Origin of the sequence: Leptotrichia sp. oral taxon 847 (assembly GCF_001553645.1) — a bacterium.
Lineage (GTDB): Bacteria > Fusobacteriota > Fusobacteriia > Fusobacteriales > Leptotrichiaceae > Leptotrichia.
The window spans coordinates 76,016-94,170 of record NZ_CP014231.1 but is presented as its reverse complement, the minus strand read 5'-3'; the positions used below and the strand labels follow the sequence as shown (position 1 = coordinate 94,170).

Below are 18,155 nucleotides of genomic sequence, written 5' to 3'. Positions count from 1 at the left end.
AGTTCTAGAAAAGTTCTATTTTATAAAAATTATTTTATTTTTGTGTTATTTATTTTGTCAATTAATTGAGTATTTGCATCTTTATACAGATGTGAATATGTATTTATTGTCGTCTGTAAATTGTCATGTCCTAATCGCTTGCTTATTGCTGTAATGTCAGCTTTCAAAAAAAGCAAATATGAAGCGTGGGAATGTCTAAAGTCATGAATCCTTATTCTTTTTAAGCCTAGCACATTTGTAAACTTTGTCAAAATATATCGAAGTCTTGCAGTTTTTATTTCAAAAATTCGTTTTGTAGATACAATATCAAAATTCTCGAAGTAGTATTTTAAATCATTTAATAAAATTTCCGGAATTAAAATTTTTCTCTTTGAACCTAAAGTTTTTGGAGCAGTAATATAAACTTTTCCTTTAACTTTTGAAAGTGTCTTATTGATATTTATCATTTTATTTTCAAGATCTACATCTCCAAATGTTAAAGCCATAAGTTCACCAACTCTCATTCCGGTCCAAAATAATGTTTTAAAAGCCATCATTTCTACAAAATATTTTTTCCCAAATTCGTTTAATTTGTTTATAAATATATCAAATTCTTCAAATGACCAAATATTCATTTCATTTTGATTTTTTTTTGTTCCAAATGAGCCTAAATTTTTACATGGATTTTCATTTAATCCCTGATATTTCACAGCCCAGCTAAATAAACTTTTTAGTGCAGAAAATAAACTTGACTTCGTATTTTCACTGAGTTTTTTATTGTTATTTTTCTTTTCAAGTATTTCATTTTGCCATTCCCGAATTACAAAAGGAGTAATTTTGCAAAGCTCCATTTTCCCCAAAAAAGGTAAAATATGTGTACTAAAAAGAGTCTGCGTTGTATTTACCGTAGTTGGCTTATATCTTTTTTTATAGTCATCGAAATATATTTCGTATAAAGAATTAAAAGTCATATTCATTGACTTTGAAATTTTTAACTTAAATTCGTATTCATATTGCTGTGCATCTTTTTTCTTTTTAAATCCAGTTTTTTTATATTTTTTGTTTATACCTTTATAATCTTTTGCATAAAACGTAGTATACCAAGTCTTTTTATCCGCATTGTAATAAACTGGCATTTTAAGATTCTCCTTGTTTTAATATTTTTCAATTTTATTATATCATATTTTTTTTGTAATAAAAAGAATAATTTTTTAGGATTATAAAAATTTAAAAATATTTTTATTAACTTAATAATTGACATTCAAACTAATTAGGAGTAAAATATATTTAAACTTATCTAAGATTAAATTTTTTGTGTTTAAAATTTAATTTAGAAAAAATACTTTTTTAGGAGGATATTATGAAAATGAGAAGTCAATTAAAAAAAGGATTAATTGTTTTAGCAGGGATTGCAATGCTGAGTACGAGTCTTGTTGCAAAGGAAATAGTAACATATCCAAAAGATAATAAAGCTACTCAAGCGTTAGGATTTGTAAAACTGGAAAATTCATTTGGTATTTCTTCAAGTGCCAAAGGAAATACTGTTTATATTAATTCAGGTGGAAAGCCTCTTGAACGTGTTTTTGGAGCAGTGGAAGACAACAACAATAAATTTCCTGAAATAAAAAATAATAAGGTAATTATTAATGGTGGAGTTCTTGCAACAAATGGGTTTTGGGAAAGAGATGGAGTAAAAACAGTAAGAGGTGGAAGTGTTTATGGTGGCGCTGGACAAAATTCAGTAGTTAGTGACAATGAAATAATAATAAAAGGTAATTCAAAAATTGGTGGCAATGTTTATGGTGGTTATAGCCATAGAGGTTCTGTCATAAATAATAAAATTGTAATAGAAGGCAATTCTGTATTGTTTGGAAAAGAAAGTATACTCTTTGGAGGAAGAGGAAGCCGTAATATAAATGTGAAGGATAATAAACCTGCACCTATTGATGTGATAACTGGAAACACACTGGATCTAAAGGCAAAAAATGTGAAAGTGAAAGATATTAAGAATTTTGAAAAAATTGTATTTGAAATATCTAATGCAAATAGACAAAATGACAAAATATTGATACTTACAAATAGCGAAGGAGTAGCTCCAGAAAATCCTGAAATTGTAAAAATTTCTTCAAAAGTTACAGATATATCTGAAACTGAAAAAGAAAAAATATTGGCTAAAAAAAATAAAGCGATTAATCTTGATATAAATGTAATTTTTCAAAATAAACCTTCAAAAAATATACGAAATTTAAAAATTATTTTAATTAATGCAGAAAATGGACTTGAATTGAATAAATTACCTGAAAATATTGAAAAAACTGAAAAAGGTTATAAATATAGTGTAAAATTTGAAAAAGATGCAAAAAATTTGTATGCTGTAATTAATGCAACTATTGTAAAAAAATAGTGCAACAAAATTTTAAAAAATTTATAAAAAATAAAGAAAAATAAAAAAATAAAAGGGTGTGTAAAAATTTTTGTGTAAACCTCTAGATAATATATGGTAAAATAACTGTATAATATTTGGAGGTTTTTGTTATGACTAAAAAGAAAATTGACAACGAAATTTTTAAAACACTGATTGAGGATTACAATATTAAAGATACTAATGATATTAAGGATATGCTTAAGGATTTGCTTTCGGGTACTATCCAAACCATGCTTGAAGCTGAAATTGAGCATGAACTGGGGTATGCTAAACATTCTATGAAAGATAAGACTACTTCTAATGCTAGAAATGGACATTCCAAGAAAACTGTTAGAAGTGAGTATGGCAATCTTGATTTAGATATTCCTAGAGATAGAAATGCTGAGTTTGAGCCTCAAATCATCCCTAAATATCAAAGAGAAATTACTGGCATTGAAGGACAGATTCTTTCTCTTTATGCTAAAGGAATGAGCAATAGAGATATCGAGGACCATCTCAATAATCTTTATGGAATTGATGTTTCGCCATCTATGATCAGTAAAATTACAGATAAAATTATACCTGAAATTAGGGAATGGCAGTCTAGACAGCTTGAGGATGTATACCCAATAGTTTTTATGGATGCTATCCATTACAGCGTAAGAAAAGATGGAGTTGTTGTTAAAAAGGCGGTATATTTAGCTATAGGAATAGATAAGGAAGGGCGAAAGGAGGTCTTAGGATTTTGGATAGGAGAAAATGAATCAAGCAAGTACTGGCTAAATGTTTTAAATGAATTAAAAAACAGAGGAGTTCAGGATATACTAATTATGTCTGTTGATAATTTAAAAGGGTTCAGCGAAGCAATATCTTCGGTGTTCCCTAAGACAGAAATTCAAAAATGTGTGGTTCATCAAATTAGAAACAGCATAAGATACATATCTTACAAAGATGTAAGGGAATTTACATCAGACTTAAAAGAAATGTACAATGCACCAACACTGGAACAGGCAGAGTTTAAACTGGATGAACTAGAAGAAAAATGGGGTAAAAAGTATATGGCAGTAATTAATTCCTGGAGAAGTAACTGGAATGAGTTGACAACATACTTTAAATATGATACAAAGATAAGAAAGCTGATATATACGACAAACCCGATAGAAAGCTTAAACAGACAATTAAGAAAGTATACGAAGACAAAATCACTTTATCCGACAGATGAAGCATTGATGAAGTCAGTATATTTAAGTTTAAAGGAAGCAACAAGGAAATGGACTGGAAGAATACCGGGCTGGGGAGAAATATATTCTCAGTTAAGTATTTATTTTGAAGGAAGGATTTAAAAACAGGATGATAAAAATACCATCCTGTACCATATATTATATTTTGAGTTTACACAAAATTCTGGACACTCTCAAATAAAATTGAACTATTTAATAAATCTTTAGTTTAAATATTTCGATTTTATTTTTATTTATAATTTTTATATGACTACATCTTTAATTATTTCAAAAGGAATTTTATTTTTTAGTTTCCAAAGTATTGTCATTGGCTTGTCGCCATAACTTTTGTAATAATTTGCGTTTCCTAGATAAATAAATGGGTTTGTCTTTTTATTGTCCAAAAATGCAAATTTTCTTACAAAAATATGAACTTTTATACCTTTTTCTCTGTGTTTTATAAACATTTGGCCGACACTTGAGGTGTGGTAAGTTTTGGGTTGGCTTATCCATTGAATTATGTCATCTGAATGTAGCGAATTATCATATTTTAAATTTTCTTGTAAAATATGAGATTTGTCGTAAGTTACAAAAAGGCAAATATCTTTTTCAGTATTTGCATATCCAGCTCTCCAGCTTCCTTTTGGAACTTTTGAATCCAGCAAAATCTGTAACTCAATTCGTTTATATTCCTTGTAATTTATTAAGATGTTTTCGTTAAATTGACTAATATCATTATTTTTAAATTCCGACAAACCTAAAATTATGAGCTGTTTTAATCTTTTCAAAAAATTTTTATCTTTAAAAAAATTATCTTTATATTTTTTTGAAAGTTTATAATTTTTTTTGTTTTTAAATTCAGAATTTGATTCAAAATCTAAAATTTTATCTTCTAGTAATTCTTTTAAAATTCGTTTTATTAAATAAGTATTTTTAAATTCCAAAATATTAAAATAATTTTTATATTTTTTCAAAACATCACTTTCTGTAATATTTTCTGTTTTTTTATCCAAAAATAAATCAACAATCAAATAAGTAAAAGGTTCAACCAAAGTTAATTTTTTTTCTAAATATGATAAAAATTCGATATTTGAAAAATTTAATTCATCAATTGAATTACTTTCTAAATTTTTTTGCGCTGTGTAAAAAGAATCGTATTTTGAGCTTAACTCGATAAATAATTCAATATTTCTATCAAAATCTAAAATTTCTAAAATTTCGTCATCATTTTTTCCGATTTCATTTTTAAAGCTGTCATATGCTTCCTTTAACATTATTTTGGAATTAAAATTGATTTTTTCTATTTTATTAATTATTCGTTCTTGACAAATTCTATCCAGTTCGACATATGATGCCATTGGAACACTTTCAAAATTAGTTTTTATTTCTTTTATCAATTTTTCTTTTTTGATATACAAAATATTTTTATTGTTTAACATTTCTTCATAAAAAAATTTTGCAATGATATAATCTTTCTTATGATTTCCAATAAAATCTATAATTGTCACAAAATCTTTATTTTCACATTTTCTAAGTCCTCGTCCAATTTGTTGCGTAAAAATTGTGGAAGAAAAAGTTGGTCTTAAAAATAAAAGCAAATTTATATTTGGAATATCAATTCCTTCGTTTAAAATATCTACAACGCACAAAATTTCAGATTTTTTATTTTTAAAATCTTCTAAAATCTTTTCTCTTTCAAATTTTGAAGTTCTTGAAGTTAAAATTTCTGAAATATATCCATTTTTATTAAAATTTTTATTCATAAAATTAGCGTGGTTGATATTTTCACAAAATGCTATGCAACTCATCTTTTCGCCATCAAATCCGATTTTTTTTATTTTTTCAATTATATAATCGACTCTTTTATTATTCAACAAATTTTTAACTAAAATATCTTCTTGATATTTTCCATTTTTGTAAGGAATTTTCTCATAATCAAATGTTTCGTCATTTATTCCAAAATAGTGAAAAGGTGCAAGTAAATCCTGTTCCATTGCTCGTTTCAAACCCATTTCGCCAACTAAATTATAATCACAAAGTTCTAAGATGTCCTTTCCATCCATTCTTTCAGGTGTTGCAGTAAGGCCCAGAAGAAATTTTGGATTAAAATAATTTAGAATTTTTGTGTAACTTTTGGCACTTGAATGATGAAATTCATCAATTACAATATAGTCAAAATAATCTTTAGAAAATTCAAGATAATTATTTTGAAGCGATTGAACAGTTGCAAAAATAATTTTTTTCTCAGTTTCTTTTTTTCCTCCAAAAATTCTTCCAACTTTATTTTCTCCAATTTTCATAATCTTTTTACAAACTAAAATCGCATTTTCCAAAAGCTCTTCTCTATGTGCTAAAAACAAAAATTTTTTTTCTTTCTTTTCAAAAAAATTTTTTATATCCATCGCTGCAAGATACGTTTTCCCAGTTCCAGTCGCAGCAACCACAAGTCCTTTTTTATTCCCTGATTTCCTAGTATTTTTTAACTTTTCCAAAAGTTCTTTTTGCATACTATTCGGTTCAAAATAATTTTTATTATTTTTTACTTTTCTATAATCAAAGGTCTTTTGAAGTTTCAAATTATTTTTATAATTTTCATACTCAAAAATAAAATCTTCGCTGAGTTCAATGGCTTTGTCACTATTCCAAAGATTTTTAAATTGTGAAATTGATTTTTTATAAATTTCAAAAAAATTACTTTCTGTAAGTTTAACATTCCATTCTTCTGCAGAATACAAAGCGCTTTGACTAATATTCGAAGAACCTATTATGCAAGTATGATATTTATTTTTTTCAAATAAATACGCTTTTGTATGAAAACTCTCGCTTGAATTATTATAAATTTTCACTTTTATATTTTTGTAACTGAGAAGTTTTCTTAGTGATTTTGAATCTGTTATATTTAAATAAACAGAAGTTATAATTTCACCTTTGATTCCTTTTTTTTCAAGTTCGTCCAATGTACTCAAAAGTATTTGAAGTCCTGAATATCTTATAAAACTCACGATAAAATGAAATTTTTTACAATTTAATAATTCATTTTTTAAATAGATAAAAAAATTTTTGAATTTTGTCTTTTCATTTAAAATAAGCTCGTTTAAATTTCCTGTTATATCTTTTTCTTTCTGTTTTAATGGAATTTCAAAACGAATATTTAGTCTATTTTGAACAAAATCTATAGCATCTTGATAGCTGCCATCTTTTATTAAAAAAGAAATTTCTTTTGAGAAATACTCAATTAACTCAAATTTTAATTTTTCTTCATAGTCTTTAATTTCTACAATTTTTTGACTTTCATTTTTTAAATTCAGATCATCTTTTTGCAAAAGTATACTCATTTTAAAACAGATCCCCTATTTATATTAATCATTCTTTTTCCAAAAAATCAAATATTCGATTTTTAGAAATTTCATTTTTAGTCATTTTATAAAAAATTCTAAACATGATTAAAACATCGTAATAACTTCCGTGAAACTGATTTTCTTCAAATGGAACTTTATAATATTTAGCACATTCAATAAGTTTTGGCCATTTATAATTTCCATAGTCGTTTTCAATTTTTAAAATATCAATATTTTCTTTCATTGTATCAAACTGATTTTTTAGTGAAAAATCCACAAAACTTCTGTCAAACTTTATATTATGAGCTACAAAATGGTCAGTATCCTGACAAAACATAAAAAAATTGTCCATATCTTTTTTAAAAGTCAAAGGATAATCTCCTATTTTATCTTTAAGTTTTTTTCGTTCAAGTGCAATTACTTCGTCAGTTAGTCCATTTACATTAATTGCCCCTTCATTCATTTCTTCGTCTTCTTCTCTAAAATAAAAACGGTTAAATTCTGAAACTTTTAACCATTCACTTTTTCCAAAATTATAATTTACTTTTATTGCTGACATAGATAAAACAGAACTTCCCTGAAATCCATTTGTCTCTACATCAAAAAATATAATATTTTTATTTAAATTTTTATCTTTATTCACTTTTTTTCTCTTTCTCTTTTTTCTTCTATTTTATTTTATCTTATTCAAATATTTATTCAAAAATTAGTCATTTAATTTTAAAACTGATAAAAATGCTTCTTGCGGAATTTCAACATTTCCAATCGCTTTCATCCGTTTTTTTCCTTCTTTTTGTTTTTCTAACAATTTTTTCTTACGGGTAATATCTCCACCGTAACATTTTGCAAGAACATTTTTACGAAGTGCCTTTATTGTTTCTCTTGCAATTATTTTTGTTCCAAGTGCAGCTTGAAGTGGTATTTCAAATTGTTGTCTTGGAATTACGTCTTTTAATTTTTCAACTATCGCACGACCTCTGTAATAAGCATTATCCTTATGTGCGATAAATGAAAAAGCATCCACAGGATTTCCGCTGACTAAAATATCAACTTTTACTAAATCTGATTCTTTGTAGCCAATCATTTCATATTCAAACGAAGCGTAACCTTTTGTTCGAGATTTTAACTTGTCGTAAAAATCGATTACGATTTCTGCAAGTGGTAAATCGTAACTAATCATAGTTCTCGTTTCATCAAGATAATTCATATTTAAAAAAGTTCCTCTTTTTTCCTGACAAAGTTCCATCACATTTCCAACATAGTCTTTTGGAACAATAATTGTACCTTTTACATAAGGCTCTTCAATATATTTTTTCCCTTCAGGAAATTCAGCGGGATTATCTATAACTTGCATTTGCTGCTGTTCCAATGTTACGTGATATTTAACTGACGGAGCTGTAGAAATTAAGTCAATGTTAAACTCTCGTCTAAGCCTTTCCACAACGATTTCCATATGAAGTAGGCCTAAAAATCCACATCTAAAGCCAAATCCCAATGCAAGTGATGTTTCAGGCGCATAAGACAAAGAAGCGTCATTTAACTGTAATTTTTCAAGAGCTTCTCTCAAATCTTCATAATCATCAGTGGAAACTGGGTAAATTCCAGCAAAAACCATACTTAGTGCTGGTCTATATCCTTCCAGTGCCGAATCTGTAGGATTATCAATGTGAGTAATCGTATCTCCAACTTGTGTATCTTTAATTGATTTTATTCCTGTGATGATATATCCGACTGACCCGACTGTCAATTCTTTCGTTTCTTTCATCTTTGGTGAAAAAATTCCAACTTCAAGGACGTCAAATTCTTTATCAGTTGACATAATTTTAATTCTATCTCCTTTAGAAATTTTTCCGTCAACAATTCTAATATATGTGATAACTCCTCTAAAATCATCATAGTGAGAATCAAATATCAACGCTTTTAACGGTTTATTTACATCACCTTTTGGCGCAGGAATATATTCAATTATCGCTTCTAACAAATCTTCAATTCCAATTCCAGTTTTTCCAGAAACCAGAACTGCTTCATCAGCTGGAAGTCCTATCACATCTTCTATTTCCAGTTTCACTTTGTCAGGGTCAGCTGACGGCAAATCAATTTTATTGATTACAGGAAGTATCTCCAAGTCATTTTCCAAAGCCAAATAAACATTTGCTAAAGTTTGCGCTTCTATCCCTTGAGCTGCATCGACTACTAAAAGCGCTCCATCACATGCTGCAAGTGAACGGGAAACTTCGTAAATAAAATCCACATGTCCAGGAGTGTCAATTAAATTTAATTCGTAAATTTCACCATTTTTAGCTTTATAATTAAGTGTAACAGCTTGGGCCTTTATCGTTATACCTTTTTCACGCTCTAAATCCATACTATCTAATACTTGGTCAACCATTTCTCTTTTTGTTACCGTTCCAGTAAATTCTAATAATCTATCAGCAATTGTTGATTTACCATGATCAATATGTGCAATTATAGAAAAATTTCTTTTGTTTTTTTGATTTAACATTTTTCCTCCAATTAATTAAATCTTTTATCTAATGTTTTTTTATCTTCTTCGTATTATTTTATCATACTTATTTTTCAAAAACAACTGTGTATTTATAAATCTGCAATTCGTCTTTTGCAAAAATTCACTAATGTAAGAAAAAAAAGCGCTGTCTTTTACAACAACGATTATTTGAAAATTTTATAAATTCAAATTCCAGCTATTTTTCCATTCTTTCCATTCTTTCGGTGTTACTGTTGCCAAATCAAAATCTTTCATAAAATCATACGGATCTTCATATTTTTCAAGCGGAGTTATGTCTATTAATTCTTTTGGTGCTACTTCATTGTCAATTTCCAAGTCTATTCCGTGATATAATGCTATTTTGGCGTATATTATGACATATACATGCAAGTAAAATTCATAGTTTGGATTATTATCATTTGAAAATTTTCTTGCCACTTTTTGTTCCATCATCCCGTCTATCGCTTTTTTCATTCCATCAATATCTTTATCTGCCAAAGCACCTAAAAATTCATAGTGCAGTTCCCCATATTTATAATAACTGTCTTTCAATGGATTTTTCAAATATACAGTACATCTTTTTTTGACTTCTTCAAAATCTCCTCTTATTGCATGAAGAATTACACGAATTAAGAAAAATGTTCCATAATCATTTTTTAAATAACCATATTTATTTTTTTTACTATCATAATCATCAGGCATTATCATATCAATATTATTTTTGAAAAATGTTATAAAATCTGGATTATTAGACATAAACATTTCAAACATTTGAGTTGGGTGAGTAACAAGCATACTTGATCTACCTGTAGAGAGTATTCTTAGTTTCCCACCTATATAGCAATTTAATCTATGTTTTTCAATATTTTTCTCTATTAATAAATTTTTAGATGATATACCACAATAATCACTAGAAAAAGTCCACATACATCCAAACTGATCCCCTTTTTTATTTGATATATATTCTAATCTTCTTTTTTCAGCCTCTTCATCTAAATATTCATGACTAACTTTTATGTACCCTTTTTTGTATTTTTTCTCTCCTGCTAATATGTTTTTCATAGTTTTTTCCTCTCTTCATTATTTTTTTATATTAGTAATTCTTGTTGGAATAAAAATTAACTCTCCTGTTTTCTTATCAATTCCTACTAATCCAGTATTTATTTTTCCTTTATCTATTGCTTCATCAATTGCTTTTTTTACTGGATTATTTTTGTCTAGTTTACTTGATACATTTCTTACCCAGTCAGGAGACATTTGTCTAGCTCCACCTGCCCCTTTATTTGATACACTCATATTTCCTGATTTTGCAATCTGTTTACTATCAAGTACCCAAATTTCTCCAGTTTTTTTAAATATTTTGACAAAAGCGTATACATCTGTTTTGGAATTTTTGATAATTTTACATAATTTACTTTAACAATTGATTATATTAATTATAATTTTTTAATCCTGATAACGCCAAAAGTATTTTTTTTATTTTTGAATTTTTATATAATTTTAAATCATCAAAAATTAAATATTCCTCATTTTTAAATTTTATTTTGTAAAATTTTATATTTTTCCCTTCATATAATTCATTTTTATAGACCAAAAAATTTGTAAATTCAGGCATTTTTTCTTCTATAAATTCTGCTGTTAATACAACATTTGTATTAGTTTTTTTACAATTTTTTATACATCTTTTTAAAAAATTAAAATTTTCTTTTTTTAAAAGATTGTCATTATTTTTTATTAAATTTTCTAATTTCTTTTTATCTTGATATTTTTTATATGATCTTTCTATTGAATATAAAAATTTGTTTCGAATATATGATTCTACTTCTATTTTGTTATCATAAATTTTATACGAAACTTTTACATTCATTAAACCATTTCCACCCACATAGTAACTAACAGATAAATAACTTGAAGAAAATAAATTACAATTAAATATAAATAATAAAATTAATAATAACCGTTGTATTTTATTTTTTAATTTCATTTTTATCAAATAATCCTTTCTTATCTTTTGCTTTCAACGCAACTTGCATAAAAGTATAAAAATGTCCTAAAACTTCATTAGCAAAAATTTCATTTGTAACATCTCTGTTTATCAGACTTCCAGAAGCTTCGCCTATTTCAATATTTCCAATTGTGTAAAAATTATTATTAAAAGTAGAATATCTGACATTTGCTCCTATATTGATATAGAAATCCCTGTTTGTCATGTCAATATTCCATTCTTTTTTTATTATTTTAGCATTAATCACATACAAATGTAAATGTCTGCTTTAAAGAAAGAAATTAAAACTTTTAACTTTTATTATAAATTTTAAAAAATATCATTTTAAAAGCCCATATAACATACATACAGTTCAAAAAATCAATTTTCGGTATAAAAATGCCTTAAATAAAAATTTTGGCTTGTAGAGGTTATATGGGTGAATTTGAGATAATCAAAATTTTTTGTTAATTTGGAATGTCTAAAAATGAGAGAAAAATAACCGCTGTCTTCTACAACAACGATTATTTTAAAATTTAATTTGCTATTAAAACAAGTTTACAATTTTTGTTTTATTTGAAATAAAACTTTTAAAAATTAATATATTGATTATTCATATGTAGTATTCCTCTAAAAAGGAATAAATTTAACAGATCGTATTTTCCTATGAAGGTATTTCTTTATTTCCAAAAAAGATTATCAATTTTATTTTTTATTTCTATAATATCTTCTATTTCATTTAAAATATCTTTATTTTCTGGCAAAATATCTTCATAAGGTAAGCTTATCATTATACCATCAACAATTTTTTTATTTCTGCATTTTTCAAAAAATATATCAATATTTTTATTATCAAATAAATATCTCCCTGTATATTTATCTTCATCGTATTCAAAGTTTATATTTTTCTTATTTCTTTTTAAATATTTTTTTATTTTTGGAATTACAGTTTTTATTTCATCACCTATTTTTATGCTATCATCATTTAAATGTATATATTTTACATCAAAATATAATGTTTGATATTCAGGTTTTTCAATATTTTCTGAAAAAAAATACAGCATATAATAGACTTCTAATCCATCATAAATAAACTTTATATCTATTGATTTTTTTTTATTAGAAAACTTTATATTTATTTCATTCGGAAATGAAAATACTTTTATTATTTTTTTTAATGATATTCTTGTTATTCCATTTATTCCATAAGTTTCATTTATAAAAGTTTCTGTCATCATCTTTTTTTATTTCCTCCTCCTTTACTAGGCTGTCCTTTTGCTCTATTAGAATCATTAGGAGATTTTTCCATGTCTTTTAATGCTTTATTCATTGCCTTTCTAGCTGCTTCTTTTTTTATTTTATCCTCCTCCTGCTTCACCTGCTGCTGTGTCTTGCCTTTCGTGTCAACGTATCCTATCCTCATGAACTTCTGTACAGCACTTTCCGCTTCCACGCTCTTCAGTATGTTTCAGTATTCTCTTTATTCCGTCTGTCGTCCTCTCCGAGTTCCCTATCAGGTCCCTCAGCTTCATTATATATAAATTTAGACTTCTAGCTAAATTTTGGGTGCAGTATGCTTCAAGTTTATTTAATTTCTCCAAGGTATAAGATCATTTATATAAATTTCAATACTAAGTTTTTTTATTTTATGTGTTAATTCTCCAACTTTTATATTAATTTGTCTTATTTCTTCATTTTTTTCTGAATCTTTTCCGTCTGAAGTAACAGATACAAAATAATAATCTAACAATGGATCAAATTTTCCTAAATTTTGACTCCATTTTCGAAATTCTTCTTCTATATCCTTTTTTACATCTTCACGAAATCTGCTAATTTTTCCGTATACTAAATAGTTAACTATACATAAATAACTTATTAAGGATAAACTATGTGACTCTTTAATATCTTTTCTATTGTTTAAATTTTTTCTTAGTTCTAAAAATTCTTCTATTGCTTTTTTTAATTCTACATATTTTTCCATTTTATATTTCCTTCCTTAATTTTTAACTATTTTGGATATTTCAAGACTTTAATTCCTGGTATTTTCCAAGGCTCTTGTATAAATATTTGTTCGGTTTCCATTCCACCCAGATACATCCCACCTTGATATCCTACTGGTCCTTCATAAATTGTTGTACCTGCTGGTATTTCAATTGCATATACTTTTTCAATAGGAGATTTATAAACTTTTGTTTTCCCTTCTTCATCCACATAAAAAACATTAGTTCTTTTATCAGGCCAGTAAGGCTTAACAGCTGTATCAGTTCTCACTTGAATTACTGACTGTGGTGGAGTTTTGACAAAATATTGTCCCAATTCTTTTTTTGGACCATTTTCACCAGCTCTATATAGAACTATATTTTCTCTTAAAACTCTACTGTTATATCTTCCTCCATAAAAATTATTATTTTGTTCTAATTCTGCCAAAGGTCCAGGATTTGTATAGGCATTGTATTCATATCCGTAGAAATCATTATATTTCGATGTAAAGTTTCCATCTTCAAAGAGACTTTTTCCTTTTGTTTCATCTCCAAATGTATTTCTTACAGTATTTGTTATCTGCTCTGTCGCCTTATAACTTTCAGGGGTTGTAAGCGGTATTATGCCTGTTCTTAACGGTTCCGACAGTCCTGGCACCTGTGGTACGTAGCTATATGTATTTCCAGTTGAAGTAATTGATTTTGCCACACCTATGTTCCAATTTGATGGCTGTGGTGCATAGCGATACACTTTTTCGCTTGCATCGTATACAACAGATGAATTCGTGTAGTTGATTGTTTCCAGCCTTTGTGCATATCCATTGTCATAAACTGGCGATGACGTGTTTCTTTGTGTGTAGCCATTATCATATCTTGTCACCGTTGCTTCTGCTTTTGCAGAAGTCGCTACAGGTTTAAGTGCCGCCCTCACAGGTGCAGTTGCTATTGAACCTACGAAACTTAATCCATTTACCAGTTAATTAAGTTATTATTTAATATAATACCATAATTTGTATTAATTTTAAGGAGATTTTGGATTATTTTATCATTTGAAGTAAATTTATCATTTTATGTGAAAAGGGCGCCATTTCACGTTTCACATCGCGTGCACTCAATCTCCAATTTGCATAACTCCGAAACTCCGTCCTATCGTCTGTCAAACAGTCGAAGTTACACAAATAAAAGCTCAGTCAATTGTTTAATATTTAAATTATTCTGAATCTTCAAAAGGATAAAGTTTATTCTCTAATATTTCTGTACTTATTTTTGTAATATCTTTTATAAGTTCTGATAATTTTACATTAATTTTCCTTAATTTTTCCATTTTTTCTTTATCGTCCCAACCATAAGAATCGCTTAAAAGATTATAATCTTCTAAAGGATCATATTTCCCATAACTAGCTCTATATCTTGTCCAGTTTAATATTTCTTCTTTTAATTCATCTTTAAAATTTTTCGGAATTTTCTCTAGCTGTTCATATATTAAACAATTAACTAAATACAAATAATACTGAATATTTAATCCATTTGATTCTTTTAATTTCATTTCCTGAATAGAATTTTTTCTTACTTCCAAAAAATTTTCTATTGTCTTTTTTAATTTTAAATATATTTCCAATTTTTTCACTTCCTAATCATATTTATTCTATTTAACATATTCAAAAAATTCAATTCCTGGCAGTCTAGTATCAGGTAAAAATATCTGATTTGTTTCCATTCCTCCTAAATACATTCCACCTTGTGGTGCAACTGGACCTTCATATATAACCGTTCCTGCTGGCACTCTAACTGTATATATCTTCTCTATTTTTGATTTTCCTGATATATCTATTCCTAAATCATTTTTTTCCCACATTCCAGTTCGTTTATTAGTCCAATAAGGCTTAACTGCTGTATCCATTCTTACTTGAATTACTGATTTTGGTGGAGTTTCGACAAAATATCTTCCATATTTGTTATTAGCATCTCCAGCCCTATAATAAATCGTATCTTCTGTCAAAACTCTGCTGTTATATCGACCACCATAAAAATTCAAATGGGGATGATCATTTAATTCTGCTAATGGTCCTGGATTTGTATAGGCATTGTATTCATATCCGTAGAAATCGTCATATTTAGACGTTATATTTCTGATTTTAAAATTTTCTTCTTTAGTCGTCCCTATAACATTATAATAATTCTTGACCACAGGTGCAGTTTTGACTTTTTCAAATAATTTTCCTATATTAAGATTTTCACTTTTTTTAACAATAGTTTTCGAAATGCCCTTTGCTACTGCCCCGCCTAAAAATCCACCTGCTATTTCACCTATTGCCCTAGCATTTTCTTCTTTTTTCCATTTATCACTGTATTTTCCAGCAATTTCTAAATCAATTTTTTTCTTGTCAAAAGTATTTTTTTTAGTTGTTGTCTTTTTTGAAACTTCATAATCTTTATAATAATATGGATAATTATTTTTTATATATTCACTTTCTTTCAAGGAATATTTTTCATTATTTAAGTTTTTTAGGTGGGGGGGAAATTGATCATTAGTTCCCATATTTTGTGAAGTTAAAAGAAATAAACCTCCTACTGTCAATGATGGACTAGCTAATACAACTTTTCCTACTTTTTCTACAACTGGTATAAATGGTGCTGAAGCAACTGTGTCTTTTAAAACTTTTCCAGCTGATTTTAATCCTTCTCGAAAAGTATGTGGCTCTACAATTTCTAATTGATCCTGCAATTTTTTTCTCTTTTTAGGATCTCTTGTCGCCTTAATTTGTTCTTTTAAAGAATTTATAGCTTTCTTACTTTCTTTATCTCTATTCTTTTTTGCTACTTTATTTTTTGTTTCGGCGATAAAATTATTTTGTGATCGTTTATCTCTTTTGTTTCTTTCATTTTCACTTCTTTTGTTAGCGTCATCCAGTTTTGCATTTTTTGATCTAGTTACATTTTTATTTTCTCCTGTAATAAATCCTGCTACATTGTTATAGAATTTTTTTGCATTATTTTTTGTTACCGTCCACTTATGTGCAGCGTGGTTACTTCCTTGCTCTGCTAAACTTTTCGCATAACCAATAGGATTATCTTGAATTTTCTGTATTTCTTTTCTAATTTTCTTATACGTAGGAGAGTTTTCTACTTTTTTCTTTACTTTTTTATACTGAGCACCTATCCAACCTAATACATTGTCAGATGTAACCTCACTATTAACATCCATAACAGCCTCACTAAGCTCTCCTGTACTAATACTTCCAGTCTTACCTTCCCCAGCCCTTTTCATCATATCATCATAAGCCAGTTCCCCTGCAACAGTCGCTTTTAATTGACCTTCATCATTTGCTTTTCCTTTTCCATCTTTTAAATCTTCAGAGATTTTCCATTCTCTTGCAACCAAGGCTCTTGTTTCGCCATCTTCCACATTTTCATTGATAAATATTTTATTTGTCGTTTTATCATAAAATGCTTCGATTTCTCCACCACTTTTTCTTACTTCATCAAGTCTTTCCTTTACATTTTCTGGCAAATCAGGATCATCAGGATTAAATTTTTCTATTCCATTTATTTTTAAAGTATCCAGCACTTCCTGCGAGTTTAAATCTCCTGTTGCTATCAAATTCATTTCAGGTGCTGTCTTAACCCTTATTACAGCTTCCTTGATTTCGTTTAAGCTTCTTCTTTCAGGATCTCCGATGTCTTCTTTTCCACCATTTACAAGATTTTCTATTGTTTTTAAAACTGTTTCACCTGTCGCTTTTCCTTCAAGTATTGCTACTTCCAAATCTTCTTTAAATTTTGTTGGATTAGTAGCATACTCAATAGTCTGGCTCTCAACATTAACATTCGTAGAATGCTGCACATCTTTTGTAACTTCATTAGCTTTTGTAACATCCTTATTTATTGGACTTCCAGAAGCTTCGCCTATTTCTACATTTCCAACTACCGTATTTCTAGTAATTCCTTGTTTATCCCTGTCATCTTGATTAAATCCGATATTTGTAACTCTAGGAGATCTACCTAATGAACTCCCTACTGAAACTCCTGTTGTTGTCATTGTATCGTAGTTTTGAATATCGTGGCCAATATACTTATCAGCTTTAAATGTAGTACCATTTTCACTCTGTTTTCCAATAATAGCTCCAGTATTTTCAACTGTACCAACATGAAGATTACTTCCCTCTCCAACAATAAAGCTGCTTTGATTATCTACAAATGCTCTACTTCCATTTGTTCTGCTTCCATTTACATTTACGGAATTTGGCATTCCATTCGCACTTATTCCAATTCCTATTCCACTACTGCTTCCAGTTGTCGTGCTTGTGTTCTGTCTACTTTCTACAACCAGCTTGTCGATATTACCTGTAACTTTTCCGCCTTCCTGATTAAATCCTGAAAGTGTCATTGTACCAGTATTATTGTGAACTTCATTTACATTTTGAAAATTACCATTTTGATAAATAGTTTCAGTTGTATTTTGATTACTTCTATTTGCAGAAACACTTCCACCATTTCCAGTAATTTGTGTTCTGTAGCCATATCCAATTGTCGCTCCCGTACTTATTCCAAAATTTGAACTTCTTGAACTGTTGCTATTATGAAGTTCTACTGCTTCCTTCCGAATATTTTTTACATTGTTGTAGATAAATGTTCCGCCTTGTGCCTGTGTCCCCTGATAAGTTATGTTGTTTACATTGTTGTAAGTTATACTTGAATTTTCATTCACTTGGCATTTATCATATCTTTTTCATCATAGATACTGT

16 protein-coding genes are annotated in these 18,155 nt (G+C 27.9%); 2 read left to right on the top strand and 14 right to left on the bottom strand.

Annotated elements, in window-relative coordinates; genetic code table 11:
• Positions 1-29: 29 nt before the first annotated feature.
• Positions 30-1,115 (bottom strand): tyrosine-type recombinase/integrase, encoded by a 1,086-nt coding sequence (locus AXF11_RS00415; protein ID WP_068153995.1) that lies wholly within the window; start codon positions 1,113-1,115, stop codon positions 30-32.
• Between the two features lie 224 nt (positions 1,116-1,339).
• Here AXF11_RS00415 and AXF11_RS00410 point away from each other — a divergent pair, with 224 nt between their 5' ends.
• Together AXF11_RS00410 and AXF11_RS00405 are read left to right on the top strand one after the other, a co-directional pair.
• On the top strand, positions 1,340-2,383 hold the full coding sequence (locus tag AXF11_RS00410; protein WP_068153994.1) for a hypothetical protein: 1,044 nt from the start codon (positions 1,340-1,342) through the stop codon (positions 2,381-2,383).
• Positions 2,384-2,514: 131 nt separating this feature from the next.
• Positions 2,515-3,726, top strand: coding sequence for an IS256 family transposase (locus AXF11_RS00405; RefSeq protein WP_068153993.1), 1,212 nt, complete (start codon positions 2,515-2,517; stop codon positions 3,724-3,726).
• A gap of 140 nt (positions 3,727-3,866) precedes the next feature.
• Here the strand turns inward: AXF11_RS00405 and AXF11_RS00400 are convergent, their stop codons facing one another.
• The 13 genes from AXF11_RS00400 to AXF11_RS00340 form a co-directional block, all read right to left on the bottom strand.
• A complete protein-coding gene (locus AXF11_RS00400; protein WP_068153992.1) occupies positions 3,867-6,938 on the bottom strand; it encodes a DUF3427 domain-containing protein in 3,072 nt (1,023 codons plus the stop codon).
• A gap of 28 nt (positions 6,939-6,966) precedes the next feature.
• The gene (locus AXF11_RS00395; protein ID WP_068153991.1) at positions 6,967-7,584 is read right to left on the bottom strand and encodes a 3'-5' exonuclease; all 618 of its coding nucleotides are present in this window, start codon (positions 7,582-7,584) and stop codon (positions 6,967-6,969) included.
• 63 nt (positions 7,585-7,647) lie between these two features.
• Complete coding sequence (gene lepA / locus AXF11_RS00390) at positions 7,648-9,444, bottom strand: translation elongation factor 4 (RefSeq protein ID WP_068153990.1); 1,797 nt, start codon at positions 9,442-9,444, stop codon at positions 7,648-7,650.
• Positions 9,445-9,624: 180 nt separating this feature from the next.
• The gene (locus AXF11_RS00385) at positions 9,625-10,509 is read right to left on the bottom strand and encodes an Imm49 family immunity protein (protein ID WP_068153989.1); all 885 of its coding nucleotides are present in this window, start codon (positions 10,507-10,509) and stop codon (positions 9,625-9,627) included.
• An 18-nt stretch (positions 10,510-10,527) separates the two neighbouring features.
• The gene (locus AXF11_RS00380) at positions 10,528-10,743 is read right to left on the bottom strand and encodes a hypothetical protein (RefSeq protein WP_068153988.1); all 216 of its coding nucleotides are present in this window, start codon (positions 10,741-10,743) and stop codon (positions 10,528-10,530) included.
• Positions 10,744-10,879: 136 nt separating this feature from the next.
• Positions 10,880-11,314 carry a hypothetical protein gene (locus AXF11_RS00375; RefSeq protein ID WP_156440351.1) on the bottom strand — a complete coding sequence of 145 codons (435 nt, stop codon included), beginning with the start codon at positions 11,312-11,314 and terminating at the stop codon, positions 10,880-10,882.
• A gap of 100 nt (positions 11,315-11,414) precedes the next feature.
• Complete coding sequence (locus AXF11_RS00370; RefSeq protein ID WP_068153986.1) at positions 11,415-11,705, bottom strand: hypothetical protein; 291 nt, start codon at positions 11,703-11,705, stop codon at positions 11,415-11,417.
• Positions 11,706-12,111: 406 nt separating this feature from the next.
• A complete protein-coding gene (locus tag AXF11_RS00365) occupies positions 12,112-12,669 on the bottom strand; it encodes a hypothetical protein (protein ID WP_068153985.1) in 558 nt (185 codons plus the stop codon).
• Positions 12,666-12,854, bottom strand: a complete 189-nt coding sequence (locus AXF11_RS00360; RefSeq protein ID WP_156440350.1) for a hypothetical protein — start codon at positions 12,852-12,854, stop codon at positions 12,666-12,668. Before AXF11_RS00360 ends, AXF11_RS00365 begins: the two co-directional genes overlap by 4 nt.
• 165 nt (positions 12,855-13,019) lie before the next feature.
• Positions 13,020-13,412 carry a hypothetical protein gene (locus tag AXF11_RS00355; RefSeq protein ID WP_068153983.1) on the bottom strand — a complete coding sequence of 131 codons (393 nt, stop codon included), beginning with the start codon at positions 13,410-13,412 and terminating at the stop codon, positions 13,020-13,022.
• A 26-nt stretch (positions 13,413-13,438) separates the two neighbouring features.
• A complete protein-coding gene (locus AXF11_RS00350; protein WP_068153982.1) occupies positions 13,439-14,341 on the bottom strand; it encodes a hypothetical protein in 903 nt (300 codons plus the stop codon).
• Positions 14,342-14,620: 279 nt separating this feature from the next.
• The gene (locus AXF11_RS00345) at positions 14,621-15,028 is read right to left on the bottom strand and encodes a hypothetical protein (protein WP_068153981.1); all 408 of its coding nucleotides are present in this window, start codon (positions 15,026-15,028) and stop codon (positions 14,621-14,623) included.
• 27 nt (positions 15,029-15,055) lie between these two features.
• The gene (locus AXF11_RS00340) at positions 15,056-18,118 is read right to left on the bottom strand and encodes a hemagglutinin repeat-containing protein (RefSeq protein WP_068153980.1); all 3,063 of its coding nucleotides are present in this window, start codon (positions 18,116-18,118) and stop codon (positions 15,056-15,058) included.
• Between the last annotated feature and the right edge of the window lie 37 nt (positions 18,119-18,155).

What these genes read in the sequence shown, in the direction of transcription:
- AXF11_RS00410 (WP_068153994.1), top strand. Translation starts at nt 1,340, where the DNA reads ATGAAAATGAGAAGTCAATTAAAAAAAGGATTAATTGTTTTAGCAGGG.
- AXF11_RS00405 (WP_068153993.1), top strand. Translation starts at nt 2,515, where the DNA reads ATGACTAAAAAGAAAATTGACAACGAAATTTTTAAAACACTGATTGAG.
- AXF11_RS00380 (WP_068153988.1), bottom strand. Translation starts at nt 10,743, where the DNA reads ATGAGTGTATCAAATAAAGGGGCAGGTGGAGCTAGACAAATGTCTCCT.
- AXF11_RS00385 (WP_068153989.1), bottom strand. Translation starts at nt 10,509, where the DNA reads ATGAAAAACATATTAGCAGGAGAGAAAAAATACAAAAAAGGGTACATA.
- AXF11_RS00415 (WP_068153995.1), bottom strand. Translation starts at nt 1,115, where the DNA reads ATGCCAGTTTATTACAATGCGGATAAAAAGACTTGGTATACTACGTTT.
- lepA (WP_068153990.1), bottom strand. Translation starts at nt 9,444, where the DNA reads ATGTTAAATCAAAAAAACAAAAGAAATTTTTCTATAATTGCACATATT.
- AXF11_RS00360 (WP_156440350.1), bottom strand. Translation starts at nt 12,854, where the DNA reads ATGAGGATAGGATACGTTGACACGAAAGGCAAGACACAGCAGCAGGTG.
- AXF11_RS00365 (WP_068153985.1), bottom strand. Translation starts at nt 12,669, where the DNA reads ATGATGACAGAAACTTTTATAAATGAAACTTATGGAATAAATGGAATA.
- AXF11_RS00375 (WP_156440351.1), bottom strand. Translation starts at nt 11,314, where the DNA reads ATGAATGTAAAAGTTTCGTATAAAATTTATGATAACAAAATAGAAGTA.
- AXF11_RS00400 (WP_068153992.1), bottom strand. Translation starts at nt 6,938, where the DNA reads ATGAGTATACTTTTGCAAAAAGATGATCTGAATTTAAAAAATGAAAGT.
- AXF11_RS00355 (WP_068153983.1), bottom strand. Translation starts at nt 13,412, where the DNA reads ATGGAAAAATATGTAGAATTAAAAAAAGCAATAGAAGAATTTTTAGAA.